The following is a 21233-nucleotide window of genomic DNA, read 5'->3' on the forward strand; positions in this document are numbered from 1 at the left end:
CGGCAACAGCCTGGATTTCCGGGTGGACATCACCGGCATCGATGGTACCAGCACCAGCATCAAGATCGACGATGCCCGCTCCCTGTCTGATATCCTCGGCCAAATCAACGCTCGGACCACGGAAACCGGTATCACTGCCTTCCTTACACCCAATGGTAAGGACATCAGCTTCACTTCGGAATACGGCAAGAGCTTCTCCGTCGATATCACCACCAATCTGGAAAACAAGCCCATAGTGACCGGCACCCACCCGAATGACACCTTCTATGTGGATGATTTTGACGTCACCACGGTGGAAAAGGCCAATAGAACCCTGATGGCTGTCGATTATTCCATTTCTCAGGTCACCGGCTTCCGCGCTGTCCTGGGCGCCATCCAGAACCGCTTCGAAAGCAACGTGGCCAACCTGCGGGTGGGGGCCGAAAACATGACCGCCTCCCGCTCCCGCATCCAGGACGCAGACTTTGCGGCGGAAACCGCCGAACTGACCCGTAACCAGATCCTCCAGCAGGCCGGCACCTCGGTCTTGGCCCAGGCGAACCAGTTGCCCCAGACCGTGCTGCAGTTACTGCAGAACTGATCCAATCTCCACCATACCCGCACTGGCCGTAGCCAGGTGAGTCTCATGCAGGCCAAGCCTGCCAGCCTTTTGCAGAGCGAGCAGTACCCCACTGGCAGTTGATTGCCGCTTTCGGCAATCAACTGCCTTTTTTATTTAAAGTCAGCGCACCGAAACGAAGTGATGAAGGCCATCGTTCATTCAGATTCTTAATGTAATCAATTGAAAAAAAAGGTTTTTTTGTTGGGCTGGTTTTTTTTAAAGATTTGGCACGCTCCCTGCTTTAGTTCATTCAAGACGCCCACAACGCAGCATATGTTCGATGTCGGCAAAGGCGTCCGGAACTAACCGCCGCTAACAGTTAGGGAGTACCTAATCATGTCTCAGGTCATCAATACCAACATCGCTTCATTGAATGCACAGCGCAATCTGACAACTACACAGGGTCAGTTGCAGACGACGCTGCAGCGCCTGTCTACCGGACTGCGCATCAACAGTGCGAAAGACGACGCCGCAGGTCTGGCTATTGCCGAGCGTTTTACCTCTCAAATTAACGGTCTCAACCAGGCCATCCGCAATGCCAATGACGGCATCAGCTTCGCCCAGACTGCGGAAGGCGCATTAATGGAAGTCGGAAATCTCCTGCAACGTGTGCGGGTGCTTTCGGTTCAGTCCCTTAATGATACCAACTCCGCATCGGATCGGGAGGCATTGAATCAGGAAGTGCAGCAGGCGATCAAGGAGATCAACCGCATTGCTCACAACACCCAGTTCAACAACCGCAACATCCTTGACGGCACCCTTAGAGAACTCATCTTCCAAGTGGGGGCCAACTCCGGTCAGACCATCCTTCAGACGGGACTGGATACCCGTGGTAGTCAGTTGGGAGCGGTAATTGCTGGTACCGATAACCTGGGGAATCGAGCGATTGGGTTTGAGCGGTATTCAATGGCTGATGGTAGTCTTGATTTATCTAATGGTGTTGAAATTGATACTGATGGATTCTTTGTCAACGGTGTACAGATATTGGCGGCAGGGGGTACACTGCTTGCTGGTGATGCTGCGAATGATGAAAATACGCTTGCTGCAGCGCTTCAACAACAGATTCGTAATGCTATAGACGCAGAGTATGGTTCTGGCACGGGTGATGGTTATCGAGTGGTATGGGATGGTACTAATTACCTATTCCTGAATGGTACGGGGAGGGAGGTTGAGGTTGATGTTAACCTTATTGAGGGTGCAAATGCTACCAGCCTAGATACATCTGACCCTGCTATAATCGCTACTTATAGCGGTTTCTATGAAATGGGTGTTGGGATGTTGAATTTTGGGGATGGAACTGGCACTAACCCACCCGCCATTCCTTCCACTGATATTTCTCTTCGAGTCAATGGGTCAGTAGTGAATGTCACTACTACTCCTGCAGCTGGAGTAGAGACTACAGACGACTTACGATCCTCCTTGGAGACGGCAATTAATGGAGCTACTGCTGGCATCGAAGTCATTTATGACCAAGGCAGCAACCAGTTCATCTTCTTCAACAACTCGGGTGAGCGTGTTGACATCGACCTGACTATCAAGGATAGCTTCAACAACCAGGCACGAATTAACACCTCAGTACTGGGAGTCGACAGCGATACTTTCAATAATAGCATCTTCGACTACCTCGAACAGCCTGGCAACGCCATGAACTTTGCCGTGGATATCAGAGGCACCGACGGCAATAGTCAAACCATCACTGTGGATGGCGCCCGTTCCCTGTCCGATGTAGTGGGGCAGATCAACGCCCAGACCGAAAGCACGGGTGTGACTGCCTATCTATCCGATGATGGGAAGAACATCAACTTCACCTCAGCTTTGGGTACCACCTTTGAGGTGAGCATCAGTGCGCCAGGTAATATCGGTGGAGCTGGTGGGGCGATGACGCCTGTCGTGGGGAACGCCAGCAGATCCTTCAATGTCGATGACTTCAGCGTCAAGACCACCCTTGAAGCTAACATGACACTGATGGCCGTGGATTATGCCATCACTCAAATCACTGGCGCCCGCGCCATCATGGGAGCCATCCAGAACCGTTTCGAGAGCAATATCTCCAACCTGCGAGTCGGATCGGAAAATCTTTCCGCCTCCCGATCCCGAATTCAGGATGCAGATTTTGCCGAGGAAACGGCGGAGCTGACTCGCAACCAGATCCTGCAACAGGCCGGCACCTCCGTTCTGGCTCAGGCCAATCAGTTGCCGCAGGGCGTGCTGCAGTTGCTGCAGAGTTAATCCAGGCAGGACCTACCCTTAGCGGCGGTAGGGGCCGGGCAGATGCCTTCGATGCATCTGCCCGGTTTTTTATGAAAAAACTTTCATTTCATTAACCCGGCGACCATTCATAGTACCTGTCCGGTAGCCCCCGTATTCCATAGTCCCCACTGATCCTCCATCGTCACCGGTACGATCTCAAGCAATAGAGGGGATGTGGCGGATGAGCAGAGGTATCCGACAGCGCAAGCGCGCTTTCTGGAAGGATCTGGTCCAGCAGTGGGCGGCCTCAGGCCAGAGCAAGGCGGCCTTCGCCCGTCAGCATGGGGTCACGCCCCGCCAGTTATCGCAATGGGCGGCGCGGTACCCGGAGTGGGTGCTGGGCGAGGCTGAGCCAGGGCGCGGGCCTTCGAAGCCGACAGCCGTGCCGCAGCGGTTTTTGGCGGTCCGCACGGTGGAGGACAAGCCCGATCCCGTGGCCCTGTCGCTGCAGCCCGGGGTTGGACCGGTGGTCGTGGCATTGGGCAATGGCCGACGGTTGGAACTGTATCCGGGGTTCTGCGCGCAGACCTTGAAACGGGCCATGCAGGTGCTGGAGGCATGATCGGCTGGCCCACGGGGATGGCCATCCATCTGGCAGTGGCGCCGGTGGATTTCCGCAAGGCCTTCGATGGCTTGTGTATCGAGATTGTTGAGGTGCTGGAGCGGGATCCACTCAGCGGCGAGCTGTTCGTCTTCCGCAACCGGGCCGGCGACAAGCTCAAGGCCCTGTACTGGGATGGTCAGGGCTTCGTGATGATCTACAAGCGCCTGGAGAAGGGGCGCTTCAAGTGGCCCCATCACGCCGAGGGTGATACAGAGGAGGAGTTTCGGCTCTCCCGCAGCCAGTTGCAGGCTTTGTTCGAGGGCATCGACTGGCGGCGCCTGGAAATGCCCCCACGATGCCTTGCCACCGCCACCGGTTAATAGATAATTATTATCTATAAGTCAGCCACTTAGCGCGCCATGAATGGTAAAATGCGGGCATGTCGAACACCGCTGCACAAGGCCTGCCGCCGCCCCCTCCCAACCTGCGCGAGTCTCAACTTCGCGCCGCCGTGGCAGAGCGCGATGAGGTCATCACGCAGCAGTCCCAGCAGCTCGTTCAGCTGCAGTCCACGGTCAATGAACTGAGCGAACAACTGCAGCGCCTCAAGGACCAGGTCCTTGAAGCACAGCGCAAACGCTTCGGGCAAAGCTCCGAACGCGGCCGTTACCTCCAGGAGGATCTATTCCATCCGCTGGAGGCACCCACCCCCGAGCAGGACGAAGAAGAGGCCGCCGCCCAGGCGCCGACGAAACGGCGCAAGACCCAACCGCCCCGGGGCCGCCGTGCCCTGCCACCGGAACTGCCCCGGGAGACGATGCGCTACGACTACGACGATGAAACCCGGGCCCAGCTGGAGGCACAGAACGGTGGCCCGCTGGAAGAGATCGGCGTCGATGTGACCGAGACCCTCGAGTACGCCCCCGGGCATCTGTACGTCAAGCGCCATGAAGTGCCCAAGTATGCAATCCGGGGTGATCAGGGGGAGCGCACCATCGTCTCCCCACCACGCCCCTCGCCGCCGATCCCCGGCGCTCAGGTGGGGGCCAGCCTGCTGGCCCATACCGTGATCAGCAAGTTCGCGGATCACCTGCCGCTCAACCGCATCAGTCAGCAGCTGGCCCGGGATGGTTATGACGTTCCCCGCCAGCGGCTGTGCGATTACGTGCTGCTGTCCGCCTCGGTCCTGGCCCCGCTGGCCGACCTCATACGCCAGGATGCCCTGGCCAGTCCGGTGTTGCACAGTGACGACACCACGGTGCCGCAACTGGAGAAGGGTCGACGACAAACCCGAACCTGTCGCCTGTGGCTCTACCTGGGCCGCGGGCGGGAAGACGGCATCATCCCGGTGTTCTACGACTACACCACCAACCGATCCCAGGAAGGTCCGCTGGAACACCTGCGTGACTACCAGGGATATCTGCAAGCCGATGCCTATGCGGGCTACCTCAATGCCGAACGGACCCAGGCGGCGCTGATCTGGTGTGCCTGCTGGTCCCATGCCCGGCGCCCGTTCGAAAAGATCGCCCGCAAACACAAGCAGCGCGGCCGCGTGCATCTCATCATGAAGCTGATCACCGCGATCTACCAGGTGGAATCGCGCCTGCGAAGGCAAGGGATCAATGATCCCGAGCTGATCCGGCAGGAACGCCAGCGGCGCACGGTGCCGATCCTTAAGCGCCTGCGTCGGCTGCTGGACCGCATCCTGCCCAGCCTGCCTCCCCGGGGGGAGTTCGCCGGGGCGATCCGCTACACCCTCAACCACTGGCAGGCCCTGCTGCGCTTCACCGAGGATGGCCGCCTGGAGCCCGACAACAAACGCGGCGAACGTGCCCTGCGCGGCGTATGCGTGAGTCGCAAGAACTGGAACTTCACCGGCTCGGAGAATGGCGGTCACGCCCTGGCCATCCTGCTCACCCTCCTGGAGACCTGCAAGCAGAACGGGGTGAACCCCCGTCACTATCTGATCGATGTGCTTGAGCGCATCCAGGATCATCCCGCCAATCGCCTCCAAGAACTGCTGCCCTATCACTGGGCACCGCTGGCCCAGAGTTGCGGGGAGCATGCCAGCACCGAGTGACGGCTGGCTATACGGGGGCTACCGGACGGATACCATTCATATCCATCGCGCCTCCAGTAAGTTACTGATTTTGCTGAAAGTAGATATGAATTAAAGTGATTTTTTTGATTGCCGGGTTAATAACTTTATTTTTAGTGGTTTTTTTAATACAAATTCGTCGATTTCTGCTTATTTGTGGCCGCTTGTCGTTGCGGAATCATTTGCCGTCATTCTCGTGTAAGCTGGAATACAGCAGAGGAGGTCCACTCTGGATTTCCGCGTTCACGGAGTGATCGCATCAGCATCCAAGATGGAACATAAGCATCATGCAATCGGCGAATATTTCCAGTAACTTCCCCAGATCAGCGCCTGAAAAAAGGTGCGAGATGTGTCCTACCCAATAAAATCCCATGACACCGGCGTTCCCTTGGCCACGTCACGCGTTACGCGCTTGCCCTGTAGTACATCGTAGTATTTGGGAGGCAAACCATAGCCTGGTCGGATGGCGCGTAGATTTCTGGGACCCAACTCCTCACCTGCCTTTAGATCCTCAACGATATAAAGCGATCGGCGCAATGGACGCTGGGTTGCTTCGCTGTTGCGTGGAATATCGCGCAAAGTTCCGAGGCTTTGCCACGCAATGTGGGTGTCGTGGACGAGATCCGCTAGTTCCTCGGGTTCTAGGGAGAAAGCGGCATCAGGCCCACCATCTGCACGCCGCAAGGTGACGTGCTTCTCGATCACGCAGGCACCCATAGCCACCGCAGCGATCGGTACGGCGTAGTCCAGGGTGTGATCGGATAGGCCAGGCACGGCGCCATAGAACTCAGCGAGATGCGGCAGGGTACGCAGGTCTGCCTCTTCGGCCGGGGTCGGATAACCGGAGGTACAGTGGAGCAGGCAGAGGTCGTGACAACCTGAACGGCGGGCAGCGGCGACAGCCTCCGTGATTTCAACGCGGGTGGCCATCCCAGTGGATATGATCATGGGCCGGCCTTTCCCTGCGACGTATTCAATCAGCGGGATGTCGACGATTTCGAAAGATGCGATCTTATAGGCTGGTGGGCCGAATGGCTCCAGAAAGTCGACGGCTGTACGATCGAACGGGGACGAGAAGACGTGTAACCCCCGCTCGCGACCACGCTGAAACAGCGCCTCGTGCCACTCCCACGGGGTGTGGGCCCACTGATATAGTTCGTAGAGGGTGTGCCCGGCCCAAGGCCCCTCACGGAGTTGGAAATCCTCGTAGTCGCAGTCGAGGGTCATGGTGTCGGCGGTATAGGTCTGCAACTTCACGGCGTCGGCGCCAGCGTCGGCGATGGCATCGATAATGGCCAGTGCGCCGTCCAGGCTGCCGTTATGGTTGGCAGAGAGTTCGCCAATGATGTATGGCGGGTGATCGGGCCCGATGAGGCGGTCGCCGATGCGGATTTCGTTGTGATGGCTGATCATGTGGTGTCTTATCCTGTTTCTTGTTCGGTTGGCATGCGCACCATGAATAGGGAACCGTCCGGCATCCTATGAACGTCGCGAAAGTCGTGATAGACAAAGAATTCGGGAATCCGCGTCGTCAGGGTGATGGCGCCCGGATTGTCCTGGATCAGGGTCTCGACCAATCGGTTGGCCAGCCCCAATCCACGGTACTCCGGGTCGATTGCCAGACTTTCCAGATGGCCGCCCTTGCTGTGCCGGGCGCAATAGACCATCCCAATGATGTGTCCATTGAGTTCTAATGTATAAAGCGGGTCACTCGGCTTGTAGAGGTCGAGCATGCGCTGGAAGACATCGCGGGGCGGTTTGGGATAGCAGCGATCCAGCAACATCTTAATACCCCCCCCGTTTTTGTCGGGTATTATATGCTGGCGATGGATCACGAAGGTGCCGATCAGGCGGTCCTGCTCCAGTTGCACCCGGGAGAGTTCCATGCGATGGCCATGCAGGTCGATGAAGGCTCGTGGGTAGCCTTCGGCATCCAGCATGCGGATAAAGTCGAAGAAGTCGTTCAGATCCTGTATCGGCGCCTGGGCGACATCGCTTTCCACCGCCGTGCGACGACGGAAGGGCACTGGCTCCCCCACCTGTGGTTTGGGCTGTGGCTCGTCACGGATGATGTTTTCGATCATGGATTCAATAGTGCCTGCGGCACGAAGGAAGATCTCCGAGGCTGCCCCTTCGAGGCATAGCGGACGTTTCAGGTAAATCGGCCCGGCATCCAGTTCTGCCACGCAGCGCAGGGCGGAAAGCATGGTTTCCTGGTGCCCGCGCTGGATGAGGTTTTGCAATGGGCTGCCACCCCGGCCATAAGGCAGGTCGGTCATGTGGAAGACAACGCACTCGTGCGCCGAATGGATCGCGTCCGGAATGAGGTACGACCAGTGGGGGAAGAAGACATAGCGTGGTGCGATCTCTGCCAGTCGCTCGGGCGTGAGATCTTCCTTGCGGGTGATGAGTTGGAAGCGATGGCCGGTTTTCTCCTCCAGCCGCCGAGCCATGATCTCATTCCAGGGTCTTGAGGTGGCGATGACGTGGTTCATGAGGGTGTGGAGTGACGAACACTCTTGTGTTGCGCGTTCAGAGTATCGAAATGCTCGATGCGGCTGCGGATAATCTCACGATGCGTCGCCCACTCGTTGGCGAGCAGGCCAAGACGAATGATGCCGACTCGTTGTTCGCCGTCGAAATGCTGGGCGCGGAAGGTACCCTCCACCTTGAAGCCGCATTTCTTGTGGAGGTGCAACGAGGTTGAGTTGCCATCGAGCACTTCGCCGTTTACCTTGTACAGGCCCAATTCATCGAAGGCATGGTTCAGGGCCTCGTAGAGGATACGGGTACCCGTTCCGGCGGGCGCCCCCGGCCGAGCATAAAATCCCCAGAATGCCGTTTTATGTGCGGTGTCAATGTCGGTGAAGTAGACTACGCCGTCCGGCGTGCCTTCGGCATCCCTGTGCAGATACCACTGGCAACGCGCATCGGTTTGCATGCGCTCAAACCAGGCACTGTGCTCTTCCGGTGAGATCACATGGTGCCTGTACATGGCGCGCCGCACCTCGGGCGCGTTACGCCAGGGCAGGATCAAATCGCGTTCCTCGGGCGTACTGAGACCCTTCAGTGCCATTTTATCCGCCTCCTGCCATCAACTGATCCGTCATCCGCGTCGTACCCAGGCCATCCACCAGATCGCACCCCATCAAGGCCATATGTCGCAGTCGTTCTGGCTCTCCTGACAGCGTAGCCATCACCGCGCCAAGCTTCTCCGCCGTCACCTGATCGTGATGACCTGCGTATGCAATGTACCCGTCTGCGGCCAATGCCTCGCAGGCTGGACGCTGGTTCTCGGCGATGCTCACCACCACGCTGGGCAGGCCCAGGCAGCAGCGCTCCCACGTTGTCGCGCCACCCGCCCCGATGGCCAGATCGGCTTTGGCCATGAGATCAGCCAGATGGGACTGGGGACCGTGGAGGATTGTTTGTCCCCTGCGGGCGGCCTGAGCTTTCAGCGCATCGTGATGCGGGTTGTTGGCGCCGACCACGGCATCAATGGCCCAGTGCGCGAACTCAGGGGTCAACAGTGCCGTCAAGACCTGGCCGGTGAGGTTGTCGGGATCGGTGCCGCCGAAGAAAACGAATACCCGCTCCACCTTGCCCGTATGAGGCTGCCGAGCCTTGCGATGCTCCGCAAAGGCTGGATGGAGCAATGCGTAAGCAGGACCACAGAGTCGAGTGGCGGTGGCAGGCAGCAGGCCGTCATAACGGGCCGCACCCTCGGCGCTGTAGTTCTGATCAAGAAGAAGGTCTGCATCGTGACAGCGATTGGCCAGGTCATCGATGATAGCTATCCGCTCTGCGTGAGGCCGCAGTCGCTGCTCCCAACTGGTGTCTAGTGCGTAGTTGTCCACCACCAGCCAGTCAAGGCGGCAGCCATCCAGTGCTACGATGGTCTGCTCGGCGTCCCGTTCGGGGGGAATACCGAGCCATTGGGCGTATTCGTCCGCATTGTCAGGAGCCTCAGTGGGGCCTGGGGGCGGAAGTAACACCACCTTGTGACCGCGTTCGCGGATGAGTTCAGCCATGTGCCCGTCATGCTCGCGGTGGATGAACCAGCACGTGGCGCCGCTTCGACTCAGTGCATCGGCCAGAGTGAGGCATCGCATCAAGTGACCGCTGCCGATCGCGACGGAAGCATCAACGCGGAATGCGATGTTCATCATTGGATCAGTCGGCCCAGCATAAAGGCCTCGGCGGCAGCCACACCGACGCTCGCTCCACGCCAGCGGGCCAGGTGCTCAACGGCATCAATGGAACGGGCATGAGGCCAAGGTCGCAATTCATACTCATAGGCGGACAGGGCTGCTCGTTTGCGGTCCATGGTGTCGCTGATGTCGATGAAGACATTGGGCATGAATGTCGGGCCACTGCCGGGTGTTTGCCATTCGGTGCTGGAGGCCACCTCGAAAAACAGCAGTTGGCGTACCGGATGCCCTGGCTGCGGCCGACAGGCGGTTAGTACCGCCTGATGCACCCGGCGATGGTCAATGTTCAGGTCACCGGCATGGTGAGTCAGTACAGTATCTGGCCTTATGTATTGAATCATGAACTCGATGGATTGGACAATTTTCAGAAGTGGTATGGTGTCCAATTTGTTGTCGGGAAAATCAAAAAAAGTGGGCTTGTTAGTTAGGCCCAAAATATCCAGCGCCATCTTGGCAGCTCTGCGCCGGGATTTGAGTTCAGTGACTTCGATTGATTTTCCATGGCGGGAACCCACGCCATCCGCGATAAATAAAGTATGTACATTGACCCCTTCCGATGCCCAGCGAGCCAATGTCCCTCCAGCACCAATGGACTCGTCATCTGGATGAGCTGCAATGATTAGAACGTTTTTGTAAATCATTTCTTTTCTAATAAAAACCAAGTGACATCATCTTGAGGGAAATTTGAGTCTCGATGATAAATAAAGCCATAATCAACGAGTTTTAAATCTTTAAATTGATTCATCATGTCGCCGGCAAAATCTCGTTTGAAAAGCTTATTTGAATACCCCCTATAACTAACTTCCAAGGGTGTCGGATTGTAATATTCAGCTAAAAAAATATATTTTTTAGAGCTCTTATAGATGGTTTCATATGCTTTCTTAATTTGATCAGGTGCTATATGTATCAATAATCCTTTTGTGAAGGAAAGGTCGTGCTTTTTTTGGGGTTTATAATCAAGAATTGAGCCTTCAAAAACTTCTGCTTCTGGCATTCTTTTCTTCAACTCATGGATGGCCTTTTCATTTATCTCAACGGCAGAAATAGTTGCACTTGGTATGATGCTTTGTATCGCAGTCAAGTTGAGCCCAATGTTTGAGCCAAACTCAATAACAGAATTAATATTATTGGTTCTACTTATAACTTTGCTGAACAGGGCGATATTTGATGAAACCATTTCCACGCCATTATTTCTTACTAAATAGTTATCTCCAAAATCTCCAGCCCAAAAAGAGTCTTGTTCAATTTTTTTCATTTTTTATTCCTGATCGTTGCATATTAAATATTAATTTTTATGAGCATTTTTAATTAGGCCATATCTTTGCATTAATTCAGCCATGATCCAATCATCTTCGGTGTCAATGTCCTGTGCGCGCCATCTAGGAATAATCAATGGCTTGCTGCTAGGCCCGTACAATTTATTTTTTTTTAACCAAGCGTCAGGTTTACCCCAATAAAACTGTCCCGCATCATGCAGTGACTGCGGAAGATCTTGAGATCTTTTGTTAAAATTCTCCGGGAAAAACATTTCAACGCCACCTTCCGGAGTCTGTCTGAACGAACGGAATATAGAAGAAGAAAATTCAGTTGCGGTAAAGCAAAAGTCCCATTGATCTTGATTCAGGATATTAAGGCCTTTATTTATGTCTGATGAGCGCACGAATGGGGCTGTCGCATAAAGACAGCACACTGCATTAATGGTCCATCCATTATTGATTGACCAATCTGTGGCATGGGCGATAACCTCCATCGTTCCGGTGTGATCTTCTGAAAGCGAATCAGGTCGACGGAAAGGAACTTCAGCACCTAAGGATACAGAAATTTCTGCAATTTCATCGTCGTCCGTGGAAATGATAATGTGATCAAAAACGCCGCTTTCCCTTGCAGCGTCTATCGACCAAGCAATTATTGGTTTGCCACAAAAGTTCTTAATGTTCTTTCGGGGTATACGCTTGCTGCCTCCACGGGCTGGAATAATGCATATATTCACGACTGAATCACCTTCTTTATTAAGTGAATAATCTCTTCCTGAGCTTGGTCTGTTAGCGTGGGGAATAGTGGCAGGCTAATTGCCTCACGGTAATAAGCCTCGGCCTCAGGGAAATCACCTTCACGAAAGCCCATGGATCTATACCATGGTTGAGTATGTGCAGGGATATAATGGACATTTACACCAATTCCATTTTTGTATAAATGATGGAAAAATCGATTGCGCGAAACATCTGAGGTAGGCTTAATTCTCAGAATATAAAGATGATGCGAAGACTGGCAATCTGGATGCTTCCAAGGTGTAGTTAAAGGGAGATTAGTCAACATTTCATCATAACGCATCGCCAATTCAGTGCGTCGGTAAACGATTTTTTCAATTCGCTCCAGTTGTGACTTCCCTAAAGCGGCTTGTAATTCTGTCATTCTGTAGTTGAATCCCAATTCTATCTGCTGGTAATACCATGGGCCATCCGGAATATGTGTCATTTGCTCTGGGATGCGAGTGATCCCATGAGAGCGCAGACGCTTCATGTGTTCGGCGAGTTTAGAGTTATTGGTGACTGCCATACCTCCCTCGCCAGTGGTAATGATTTTCACTGGGTGGAAACTGAACACCGTAATATCACTGTAGCGACTACATCCTATCGGCTCTTGCCTGTAACTCCCACCAATGGCGTGAGAAGCATCCTCAATGATTTTGAAGCCGTAATGCTTGCTCAGCGCATGAATAGCAGTCATGTCACAGGATTGTCCACACATATGAACCGGTACCACAATTTTGGGAAGGTTACCCTTGCGCTCAGCAATGGCTAATTTTTTAGCCAGCGCCTCGGAACTCATATTGTATGTGAGCGGATCGATATCTACAAAGTCTACCTGTGCACCACAGTAAAGTCCGCAGTTGGCTGAAGCGACAAAGGTGATTGGGCTGGTCCATAGCCAATCACCCTTACCCAAACCCAAGGAAAGACAAGCGATGTGCAGGGCGCTGGTTGCGCTGTTGACTGCTACGCCGTGGGCTACTCCACAGTAATCAGCAACAGCCTGTTCAAAACGGGGTACCATCGGACCCTGGGTGAGCCAATCCGAATGCAGTACATCGACCACCGCCTGGATATCTTCTTCGGTAATATGTTGGCAGCCGTAAGGAATCATGGAATCATGTCGGGTAGATTGGGATCAATATGCATGCGGATTAAAGCCCGGATTTGTTCCACATCAAGAAAGTCATCATTCGTCCCACTGTTATAGGCAAAACCCGCCTCTACAGGCTGGGCATCATGATTTTCGCAGTACTGTTCACGTGTATATGTGCTGGTCATGGGGAGAATGGCGAAATAACGCCCAAGATCGACTGTATGATAACTATCGCTGGAAGTGATCATTTCCTCGTGGATTTTCTCTCCAGGGCGGATACCAACTATAGAGTGTTCGCAGTCCGGACCAATGGCTTGTGCTACGTCAATGACGCGGTAGCTAGGGATTTTTGGAACAAAAATCTCACCACCTTGTGCGTTTTCCAGCGTCCAAAGCACCATATCCACACCTTCTTGAAGGGTGATGTTGAATCGAGTCATGCCGGGGTCCGTGATGGGCAGGATACCTGTCTTTCGTTTTTCCAGGAAGAAGGGGATGACCGAGCCGCGACTGCCCATGACATTTCCATAACGTACAACGGAAAACCGGATATTCTGACGACCACGGATGTTGTTGGCCGCGGTGAAGAGTTTGTCAGAGCACAATTTGCTGGCTCCATAAAGGTTGACTGGCGCAGCGGCCTTGTCGGTGGACAGGGCCACCACATGCTTGACGTCGTTATCGAAGCAGGCTTCCACCAGGTTTTGAGCACCAAGGATATTGGTTTTAATGCATTCAAAGGGGTTGTATTCAGCGGCCGGAACTTGCTTAAGTGCGGCAGCATGAATCACGATATCGATGCCGTGTAGTGCACGTCGTAACCGGTCCCTGTCACGGACATCACCGATGAAATACCGTAGACTGGGGTGTTCCTGTGGGCTGAAAATCTGCTCCATTTCAAACTGCTTGAGTTCGTCACGGGAATAGATCACCAAGCGTTTGATATGAGGGTACCTTTCCAGAACGGTTCGGGTGAACGCTTGGCCGAAAGAACCGGTCCCACCGGTAATAAGCATAGATGTGTTGTTGAGCATAATGGTCTGGATTATTTAAAGGGTATTTTCCTAGTATAGGATAGTTTTGGCGATAGAAAAACAATTTATTTCTTCAGCTGAGGGTGCCAATCGTTTTATTCTGAAGCTTTGCATGTGAAAGCTTTTTGATTGGCATGATTTTTGATTATTTTACGACACTTTATTTGCGGATATTTTTCTGGAAAAGCCTGATTAAAATTCATTTTGCCAAAGGATTTAAATTAATGTCAGAAGATATTTTTGATAAAAATGTTGCGGCATTCAATGCGCGCAATCCGCATTTTATAACTCGCTTGAATCTAGGTGAGTTGCCTGATGACCTTTTTTTAGTGGATGGAAAAAAAGGGAAGCCTACTCTGAAAGCAAGGGATGAAAATGGAGAATATTATCTTCACAGCGCTTATGATCCAATCCGTGAAATGAATCAAGTAATTGATAGAGAAGTCAATCAACAAGAAGAAAATAAAGAAAATCGCATTAGAATAAAATTCTTTATCGTGATAGGAATGGGGTTGGGCTATTGCTTTGACTCCATACTGCCAAGACTGGAAAAAAATCAAAAAATGATTTTGGTGCAGCCGAGCAAGAAAGATTTTTTTATGGCTTTAAAATCAAGAGATTTTTCAGAATTTATCAGCAACGAGGCGGTATCTATTTTTGTAGATGAGCGATCAAGCGATGCTGCCTATGGTGTCGCACAATCTGTCTATTCCATCAATGCAGTGAATTGGAAAATTATTCTGCATCCCGCCTTGTTCAGGAGGTATTTTGGATTTTGCAAGGACTTTGTCCTTCAGTTGAGAGGCAGGCTTTTCTCTAACCGAGTATTGATGAATACAGAAATTGGAATGGGGCATCTTTTTTCTAGCAACATCATCAGAAATATTCCTGATATCTCGATGTCCTCAGGGGTTAACGAGTTTGACGGAAAGTGGCGCGGCAAACCGGTCATTGTTATTTCAGCCGGTCCTTCACTTGATAAGCAATTACCTTTATTAGAAAAATATAGAAATAAAGTGTTGATGGTCGCCGTAGGTTCCGCTTGGAAAAGTCTTTCTATGGCAGGTATTGAGCCTCATATTGTGGCTGCAGTTGATCCTCAGGATTTGAGTCAGAAGTCCTTTGAAGGACAAGTATGCAAAGGGAATTGGCTATTGGCAGATACAGCGACCAACAGGGGAGTGGTAAAAGGTTTTTCAGGCAAGAAGATATTTTCTTCGTCTTATGATGCCATTGATGATTTAATTGAGCTGATTTCAGAGCGGAAAGGAGTATTGAGCGGTGGCGGCACGGTTTCTCATATTGCGTTTAATTTCGCCATAAGAATGGGAGCGAACCCCATCATTCTGGTAGGGCAGGACTTAGCCTATACCAATAATATCACTCATACCCAATTTCATTTCTTAAGGGATCATGAGGGTCTTAACGAAGAGCTTGTTGATGTGCCTGGTTATTATGGTGGGAAGGTAAAAACCAATGTTCAAATGGATGTCTTTCGTTTGACGTTTGAAGATATTATTTCTGTATACCCCGATATTGAATTCATCAATGCAACGGAAGGGGGCGCAAGAATAGAGGGGGCGGAGCAGCGATCATTGCAGGATGTGCTTGAATCTCTGAGCGCTGAAGAAACCATTGATCCTGATGATTTATGGTCATGTCTAAATTCTAATATTAATCATACCCAAAAGGCTCTGAATGTCTTGCTTGACTGGATCAGTCATTTGAATGACGCCAAAGATATTGCAGAAGATATTGTGGATACCTCAAAAAAATTGAAAATGAAGTGGGGTGGTGATGATTTTTCTGATGATTCCTGTTCCATTGAGTTGGAAAGGTTAAATCTTCAATATTTGTATGACAAATTTCGTGAGCTTGACCCTCATATAAAATGGTTGATCGAGTCTTTCACTGGGTCCTCAAGGTATGGTGTTTTGCAGATAATTGAGGAAATGGATGAAGAAAAGCTTCATCAAGATCAGTCGGAGGGGGAGAATGATATCCCAGTCCTGGATATTGATCCAGATCGCTTCAAGGCGCTTGATTTAAATATTGGTTTCTACCAAGATACTGTGCAGGCTTGCAAGTCCGTCATTTCTGTACTTGATGAGACTGTGGAGGTTTTGCGAAAGAATCAGATTGGTAAGGAAGGTATATAATGAACGACAAAGAAGCGGTTATCTTGACCACTCAAGAAGCTGAAAAATATCTGGAAAGGGCCATGCCGGCGCTGAAAGAACTGATTGTCTCCACTCGTGAATTCCATAATGAAGACAATATTAAGGACGTTGGAGAGGCCGTGGAAGGTTTGGGTTGGCTGAGCCAATACAGTCATTCCATGCAGCATCTGGTCGCTTCAGGATATCCTGAAATGGCAGGTCATTTTGCCCAGTTTGAAAAGGATATCAGTTTTATCATATCGCAAATGGTGGAGGGTAGCAGAAATCAGGATCAGGTTCTTATCGCGGACATCATGGAGTATGAAGTGATGCCTTTATTTGAGGCCATGAAAGAAATCATTGGTCAGGTATTGCATAAAATTAGACATCATTAGTGCCCCTGTGGCGCGTACTCTCGTGGGACGAAAACGCCGCCCGGGTTCTGACGGCCTGGGCCGAGCAGCAGTTATCCGGTTGGGAACCAGCCGATGCGTGGAGGGCGGTAAGACCGATGCGTTGAAAAAACGTCGATCGATCCGCCGTCGCCGCCGGACAAGGTCGCTGATGACGACATTCGAGGCAGCGATGGAAGGAAATTCAGTGCAGTGACAGAGGTGGTGGGACTGGATCGCACCTCTTGCCGACCGGTCACGGAAAAAGCAAGCGTCACGCAGAGATGAATTGCTCGATGGGTTGGGCAACGCCCGGATGCGTCCACCTACACCGCTGGCTGGTGGAGCAGACAGGTCGACCGGTCATCCTGGAGGACTGCCCTCCGATTCTGCAGTGCTACACCGGCAGTACGGCTGTGGTTCTGTGGGGAGCTGTGGTCGATTGCTCACCCACAGTCACCCGGCGACCCCGCTCCCACCACGGCAACTCCAGGCTCTAGCCCCCCCCCCTGTATATCCCTATGATTTTTTTATGTTTCCTTCTGAATTTCGGCCTGGAAAGAACCTCCTCCCTCCCGTCTGAATTAATCCTGCATTAGTAATGAGTCGGCCCCTGCCCGAGGGGCTGGGGGCAAGATTGTGTCTGTCTTGCACCCTACCTTTTGCCCTCGGGCGGCAAAGGCGGAAAAAAATTTCCGCTTAAAGGCTAAAGCTTGCCGCTCGGCCGCCGATAACGGGTTTGAGAGCGGCAAGATTATGCCGGTTCAGGCAACACCCAGCCGCTCCTTGAGCCCAAAGGTTTCGTTACCAACGACAAGCGGTATGACGCTTGTCCGCAATCAGGAGAGTCATCATGGCACAGGTACTCAACACCAATGTTCCTTCCCTCAATGCCCAGCGTAATCTGAACATCACCCAGGGGAAGATGACGCAGACTTTCGAGCGCCTGTCCTCGGGTCTGCGGATCAATCGGGCCAAGGACGATGCGGCGGGTCTGGCGGTGAGCGAGCGGATGACAGCCCAGATCCGGGGCCTGAATCAGGCGGCCCGTAACGCCAATGATGGTGTGTCCATGATTCAGACCACAGAAGGCGCCCTTAAAGAGATCACGGCCAACCTCCAGCGCATGCGAGAACTGGCGGTGCAGTCTGCTAACGGTACTTATGGAGCAGGAGATCGTCAAGCTATGCAGGCCGAGTTCTCCGCCCTGAGGCTGGAGATTGGTCGAGTGGGCAGTCAGACCCAGTTTAATGGGAAAAATGTTCTTCTCAGCACTGGTGGTGGCTCACCTGGTACAGTGAAATTCCAAGTTGGCGCCAATAGCGGTGAAATAATTAGTTTCCAATTTAATAAGGGTTTTACCACCGCCTCAGTTGCCGGCGTAAATATTAAAACAGAGACAGTTGGAACTAGTGCCGGTGCTTCGGCTGCAATTACAACAATTAACAATGCCTTGTCTGCCGTTAATAGCTACCGCGCCAATTTGGGTGCCGTCCAAAACCGCCTGGAATCCGCCGTGATGACCATCACTAACACAGCAGAAAACCTATCGGCCTCCCGTTCCCGGATTGTGGATGCGGACTTTGCCCAGGAGACGGCCAATCTGACCAAGTATCAGATACTGCAGCAGGCAGGGACTTCCGTACTGGCCCAGGCGAACCAGAATCCCAATAGCATCATGTCCCTGTTGCAATGATGGTAGACTGAGCAGGACCCTGCCTGCTTACTGAAAGCTCGGGGCTTCCCCCCCCGAGCTTTCCCTTGCTTCCCGCCATCGGGGAAGGAGATGACAGATGGATATTCACACCAGCCCCATGCTGCACACCGCGGATCGGTCGGCATCCCGAGCCGGCACACCATCGCCGGGCGGCGGCAGTTTGCCGGTCCAGGCGGTCAGCGTTGAACGCACCCCACCCGATGTCCCTTCTGCTAATGCCAAGGGAGGCGGCGACCGCGGCGGATTCGATCCCAGTGATGCCCGTAGCCTGGATGCGGCCGTGGAGCAGATCAATGACTTTGTCCAGGTCATCCAGCGGGATCTTGAATTTTCCATTGATGATGATACGGGTCGAACCATCGTCAAGGTGCTTGATCGCCATACACAGGAGTTGATTCGGCAGGTGCCGCCGGAGGAATTTCTGGCCATGGTGGCACATCTGGAGGAAGTGAAAGAGGGCCTCCTGGTCAAGGAGCAGGCTTAATGGCATTTTTATTGCTTGTTTTTTGCCCGGAAGTGTTCCATGTAAAGCCATGCAAAGAGGTGGTCGTTTGCCCTCGAGTTGGGGCTTTGCGATTGCCGGGAGGTCGTGATGTCAACAATCAGCGCAATGGGTGTGGGTTCCGGGATTGATATCCGGGGTCTGGTGGATCAGTTGGTGGCTGCCGAGCGAAAGCCCAGGGAGATGCAGATCCAGCGGAGCGAAACCCGGATCAAGGAGCAGATGTCGGGATTGGGCAGGCTCAAAAGCGCCCTTGCAACCTTCGGCGATGCGGCCAGTAAACTGAATCAAGCGTCAACTTTCCGTCAGATCAATACCCGGGTGACGAATGAGGGGGTGGTATCGGCCACAGGTACCAGCACGGCACCCCAGGGCAATTATGATGTGAACGTGATCAATCTGGCCCAGGCCCAGCGGATGGTGACCCGGTCGGACATGTTTTCCGGTGTGACGGACTTTTCCGCCTCGGGTACGGCCCTGGGGTCCGGGGAGATGATCTTCAGTTTCGATGGAGGTGGCTCTGAAACCATCTCCATTGCCAATGGCTCGCCGTCTTCCCTCAATGATTGGGCAGCTGCCATCAATAGTCAGTCCAGCCGATTGACGGCGTCCGTGGTGGATGACGGCAGTGGTCCCCGCATGATTCTGACCTCTGCCCAGACCGGAGAGGCCAATGCGGTGACGGGGATTGCCGTGAATAATGCCGGCGGCGGCCTGATCGAAAACTTTGCCGCGGATATGTCCGGTGTGGCTCAGACCGAAACCAACGGCGGCTTCACGCTGCTTCGGCAGGCCCAGGATGCCAGGGTTGAGATTGATGGCATGGCGGTGACCCGCAGCACCAACGAGATCACCAATGCCATTGATGGCGTGACTTTGACCCTGTCCAGCGTGGGCGAAAGCCGGGTCATCGTGGACGAGAAGCAGGGCGCTGCCCGCACGGCGGTGGAAGATTTCGTCAAGGCTTACAATACGCTGCTGGAAGAGTTTTCCCGTTTGGGGGCCTTTGATAAGGATTCCAATACCGCTGGCCTGCTCAACGGGGATGCCACCCTGCGTTCGGCACAGACCCAGTTGTACCGGATCATCGGTGATCCGGTGGGGCCGACGGACAGTCCGGTGAGAATCCTGGCGGACATGGGCATTGGTACCGAGAAGGATGGTACGCTCAAGATTGATGAGACACGTCTGACCCAGCGCCTGTCGGAGGATAGGGAAGCCTTGGTCAGCTTCTTCACCGACGATGAGCACGGCCTGGCAAAGCGGCTGGGGGACTTCGTCAACAACTTCACCGGCAATGACAGTCCCATCAATTCCCGTAACGACAGCCTGCAAAAACAGTTGAAGGGCATCGAGGACCAGCGGGAGCGCATGGATTACAGCATGGAGCGACTTGAGGCCCGTCTGATTTCCCAATTTTCCGCGATGGACGCCATGGTGGCGCAAATGAACCAGACCAGCGACTTCCTGAGCAATCAGATGTCTCTGATGCAGGCCAATACGCGGGCTAGCCGCCGTTAGTGAGTCTTCAGATTGTGTGGTGTTGGCCGATAAGGGGTCATAAGCGTTAAGATGTTTCGAGTCTTTTGACCGGGAGGACGGCCATGCATAAAGCGATCAATCAATATCAGCAGGTAGGTGCCGCAGGCGCCACCTTCGCGGACCCCCATCGTCTGATCGAGATGCTGTTTGATGGCGGAATTGATCGTCTGGCCCAAGCGCGGGGTGCCGTCATGCATGGCAACCGGCCCGCCAAGATCAAGCTGATCGGCAAGGCATTCGACATCATCGGTGGTCTACGGGGCGGGTTGGATCTGGAGCGGGGTGAGATCGCCCAGAACCTGGATGCTCTGTATGACTACATGCAGCGCCGGCTGGTGATGGCCAATGCCAGGGATGATGTGGAAATCATTGACGAGGTGTCCCAGTTGTTGGCGGAGATCCGGGACGCCTGGAAATCCATTCCTCTGGAAGTCCGCAAAAACCCCCATGCCCACTTGAACACGCCGGTGGCCGAGGAGGCCGTTCCGGTGGAAGTTTCCGGTGGCGAAGGCCGGTAAGCCCTGAACATTGCCGGCGGGAGATTCCCTTCATGACCCGAGCACTTGTACCCAGTTATCTGCAGGATTTTCGCTGTGACGGCCCCAACTGCCCCGACAATTGCTGTCAGGGTACTTGGGGCATTCATGTGGATGAGTTGCATTTTAAGCGCATCCGGGCTGTTCGGGATCGGGAACTGGCGCCCCTGATCAAGAAACATTTCAAGCGCAACCGCAAACAGACCCATGAGCAGGATTACGGCAAGTTGGTACTGGACAAGAAGAAGGGACAATGCGCCTTTCTGACGCCGGAAAAGTTCTGCGGCATACAGCAGAAACTGGGCGGGGATCATTTGTGTAATGTCTGCATGATCTATCCTCGTTCCACGGCCTTCATCAAGGGCTTTCCCCTGGAGCGGTTTTTGAGTTTTTCCTGTCCCCTGGCCGCACAAACCGCGTTACTCAGGCCGCAGGGGATTGATTTTCTGGAAACAGATATCGATATGACTGAGCGCCATCTGTTCAGTTTCATTCTGGATTTTGACCAGGAACGCAAGACC

General features: G+C 53.3%; 21 protein-coding genes. 12 read left to right on the forward strand and 9 right to left on the reverse strand.

Annotated features, from left to right (window positions below):
- The 5 genes from LQ952_RS11600 to tnpC all read left to right on the forward strand — a co-directional run.
- Positions 1-580 (forward strand): flagellin (locus LQ952_RS11600; protein WP_274522005.1); only part of this gene is annotated, 580 nt, incomplete at its 5' end.
- Positions 581-937: 357 nt separating this feature from the next.
- On the forward strand, positions 938-2830 hold the full coding sequence (locus tag LQ952_RS16065) for a flagellin N-terminal helical domain-containing protein (protein WP_274522006.1): 1893 nt from the start codon (positions 938-940) through the stop codon (positions 2828-2830).
- Between the two features lie 202 nt (positions 2831-3032).
- Positions 3033-3413, forward strand: a complete 381-nt coding sequence (gene tnpA / locus LQ952_RS11620; protein WP_238622805.1) for an IS66 family insertion sequence element accessory protein TnpA — start codon at positions 3033-3035, stop codon at positions 3411-3413.
- A complete protein-coding gene (gene tnpB, locus LQ952_RS11625) occupies positions 3410-3775 on the forward strand; it encodes an IS66 family insertion sequence element accessory protein TnpB (RefSeq protein WP_238622806.1) in 366 nt (121 codons plus the stop codon). Before tnpA ends, tnpB begins: the two co-directional genes overlap by 4 nt.
- Positions 3776-3834: 59 nt before the next feature.
- Positions 3835-5475: an IS66 family transposase gene (gene tnpC / locus LQ952_RS11630; RefSeq protein WP_238622807.1), complete on the forward strand. Its 1641-nt coding sequence runs from the start codon at positions 3835-3837 to the stop codon at positions 5473-5475.
- Positions 5476-5847: 372 nt separating this feature from the next.
- Here the strand turns inward: tnpC and pseI are convergent, their stop codons facing one another.
- Genes pseI through pseB form a run of 9 tightly spaced genes read right to left on the reverse strand, consistent with a single transcriptional unit; the run spans position 5848 to position 13864 of the window.
- Positions 5848-6906, reverse strand: a complete 1059-nt coding sequence (pseI, locus tag LQ952_RS11635) for a pseudaminic acid synthase (RefSeq protein ID WP_238622808.1) — start codon at positions 6904-6906, stop codon at positions 5848-5850.
- 8 nt (positions 6907-6914) lie between these two features.
- On the reverse strand, positions 6915-7988 hold the full coding sequence (locus tag LQ952_RS11640; RefSeq protein ID WP_238622809.1) for a GNAT family N-acetyltransferase: 1074 nt from the start codon (positions 7986-7988) through the stop codon (positions 6915-6917).
- Entirely contained in the window at positions 7985-8569 is a 585-nt protein-coding gene (pseH, locus tag LQ952_RS11645) for a UDP-4-amino-4,6-dideoxy-N-acetyl-beta-L-altrosamine N-acetyltransferase (protein WP_238622810.1), read from the reverse strand. Before pseH ends, LQ952_RS11640 begins: the two co-directional genes overlap by 4 nt.
- Position 8570: 1 nt before the next feature.
- Entirely contained in the window at positions 8571-9662 is a 1092-nt protein-coding gene (gene pseG / locus LQ952_RS11650; RefSeq protein WP_347402077.1) for a UDP-2,4-diacetamido-2,4,6-trideoxy-beta-L-altropyranose hydrolase, read from the reverse strand.
- A complete protein-coding gene (locus LQ952_RS11655) occupies positions 9659-10345 on the reverse strand; it encodes a PIG-L deacetylase family protein (protein ID WP_238622812.1) in 687 nt (228 codons plus the stop codon). The genes pseG and LQ952_RS11655 overlap by 4 nt, the downstream gene beginning before the upstream one ends.
- Complete coding sequence (locus LQ952_RS11660) at positions 10342-10959, reverse strand: pseudaminic acid biosynthesis-associated methylase (protein WP_238622813.1); 618 nt, start codon at positions 10957-10959, stop codon at positions 10342-10344. Before LQ952_RS11660 ends, LQ952_RS11655 begins: the two co-directional genes overlap by 4 nt.
- A 30-nt stretch (positions 10960-10989) precedes the next feature.
- Positions 10990-11694, reverse strand: a complete 705-nt coding sequence (gene pseF / locus LQ952_RS11665) for a pseudaminic acid cytidylyltransferase (RefSeq protein ID WP_238622814.1) — start codon at positions 11692-11694, stop codon at positions 10990-10992.
- Positions 11691-12848, reverse strand: a complete 1158-nt coding sequence (gene pseC, locus LQ952_RS11670; RefSeq protein ID WP_238622815.1) for a UDP-4-amino-4,6-dideoxy-N-acetyl-beta-L-altrosamine transaminase — start codon at positions 12846-12848, stop codon at positions 11691-11693. The genes pseF and pseC overlap by 4 nt, the downstream gene beginning before the upstream one ends.
- A complete protein-coding gene (pseB, locus tag LQ952_RS11675; RefSeq protein ID WP_238622816.1) occupies positions 12845-13864 on the reverse strand; it encodes a UDP-N-acetylglucosamine 4,6-dehydratase (inverting) in 1020 nt (339 codons plus the stop codon). Before pseB ends, pseC begins: the two co-directional genes overlap by 4 nt.
- A 134-nt stretch (positions 13865-13998) precedes the next feature.
- Between pseB and LQ952_RS11680 the strand changes: the two genes are divergently transcribed.
- From LQ952_RS11680 to fliB, 7 genes are all read left to right on the forward strand, one after another.
- Positions 13999-16023: a motility associated factor glycosyltransferase family protein gene (locus LQ952_RS11680; protein WP_238622817.1), complete on the forward strand. Its 2025-nt coding sequence runs from the start codon at positions 13999-14001 to the stop codon at positions 16021-16023.
- Entirely contained in the window at positions 16023-16418 is a 396-nt protein-coding gene (locus tag LQ952_RS11685; RefSeq protein ID WP_238622818.1) for a DUF8042 domain-containing protein, read from the forward strand. The genes LQ952_RS11680 and LQ952_RS11685 overlap by 1 nt, the downstream gene beginning before the upstream one ends.
- A gap of 850 nt (positions 16419-17268) precedes the next feature.
- Positions 17269-18111, forward strand: a complete 843-nt coding sequence (locus LQ952_RS11690) for a flagellin N-terminal helical domain-containing protein (RefSeq protein WP_238622819.1) — start codon at positions 17269-17271, stop codon at positions 18109-18111.
- A gap of 97 nt (positions 18112-18208) precedes the next feature.
- A complete protein-coding gene (locus LQ952_RS11695; RefSeq protein WP_238622820.1) occupies positions 18209-18616 on the forward strand; it encodes a flagellar protein FlaG in 408 nt (135 codons plus the stop codon).
- Positions 18617-18724: 108 nt separating this feature from the next.
- Positions 18725-20155, forward strand: a complete 1431-nt coding sequence (gene fliD / locus LQ952_RS11700) for a flagellar filament capping protein FliD (protein ID WP_238622821.1) — start codon at positions 18725-18727, stop codon at positions 20153-20155.
- 83 nt (positions 20156-20238) lie between these two features.
- Positions 20239-20694, forward strand: a complete 456-nt coding sequence (fliS, locus tag LQ952_RS11705) for a flagellar export chaperone FliS (protein ID WP_238622822.1) — start codon at positions 20239-20241, stop codon at positions 20692-20694.
- A 32-nt stretch (positions 20695-20726) separates the two neighbouring features.
- Positions 20727-21233: flagellin lysine-N-methylase (gene fliB / locus LQ952_RS11710; RefSeq protein WP_238622823.1), on the forward strand; the 507-nt coding region annotated here is incomplete at its 3' end.

This window comes from Ectothiorhodospira lacustris, assembly GCF_022227785.1.
GTDB lineage: Bacteria > Pseudomonadota > Gammaproteobacteria > Ectothiorhodospirales > Ectothiorhodospiraceae > Ectothiorhodospira > Ectothiorhodospira lacustris.

Coding starts and splice junctions, on each gene's coding strand:
- LQ952_RS16065 (WP_274522006.1), top strand. CDS start 938: ATGTCTCAGGTCATCAATACCAACATCGCTTCATTGAATGCACAGCGC.
- tnpA (WP_238622805.1), top strand. CDS start 3,033: ATGAGCAGAGGTATCCGACAGCGCAAGCGCGCTTTCTGGAAGGATCTG.
- tnpB (WP_238622806.1), top strand. CDS start 3,410: ATGATCGGCTGGCCCACGGGGATGGCCATCCATCTGGCAGTGGCGCCG.
- tnpC (WP_238622807.1), top strand. CDS start 3,835: ATGTCGAACACCGCTGCACAAGGCCTGCCGCCGCCCCCTCCCAACCTG.
- pseI (WP_238622808.1), bottom strand. CDS start 6,906: ATGATCAGCCATCACAACGAAATCCGCATCGGCGACCGCCTCATCGGG.
- LQ952_RS11640 (WP_238622809.1), bottom strand. CDS start 7,988: ATGAACCACGTCATCGCCACCTCAAGACCCTGGAATGAGATCATGGCT.
- pseH (WP_238622810.1), bottom strand. CDS start 8,569: ATGGCACTGAAGGGTCTCAGTACGCCCGAGGAACGCGATTTGATCCTG.
- pseG (WP_347402077.1), bottom strand. CDS start 9,662: ATGATGAACATCGCATTCCGCGTTGATGCTTCCGTCGCGATCGGCAGC.
- LQ952_RS11655 (WP_238622812.1), bottom strand. CDS start 10,345: ATGATTTACAAAAACGTTCTAATCATTGCAGCTCATCCAGATGACGAG.
- LQ952_RS11660 (WP_238622813.1), bottom strand. CDS start 10,959: ATGAAAAAAATTGAACAAGACTCTTTTTGGGCTGGAGATTTTGGAGAT.
- pseC (WP_238622815.1), bottom strand. CDS start 12,848: ATGATTCCTTACGGCTGCCAACATATTACCGAAGAAGATATCCAGGCG.
- pseB (WP_238622816.1), bottom strand. CDS start 13,864: ATGCTCAACAACACATCTATGCTTATTACCGGTGGGACCGGTTCTTTC.
- LQ952_RS11680 (WP_238622817.1), top strand. CDS start 13,999: ATGATTTTTGATTATTTTACGACACTTTATTTGCGGATATTTTTCTGG.
- LQ952_RS11685 (WP_238622818.1), top strand. CDS start 16,023: ATGAACGACAAAGAAGCGGTTATCTTGACCACTCAAGAAGCTGAAAAA.
- LQ952_RS11690 (WP_238622819.1), top strand. CDS start 17,269: ATGGCACAGGTACTCAACACCAATGTTCCTTCCCTCAATGCCCAGCGT.
- LQ952_RS11695 (WP_238622820.1), top strand. CDS start 18,209: ATGGATATTCACACCAGCCCCATGCTGCACACCGCGGATCGGTCGGCA.
- fliD (WP_238622821.1), top strand. CDS start 18,725: ATGTCAACAATCAGCGCAATGGGTGTGGGTTCCGGGATTGATATCCGG.
- fliS (WP_238622822.1), top strand. CDS start 20,239: ATGCATAAAGCGATCAATCAATATCAGCAGGTAGGTGCCGCAGGCGCC.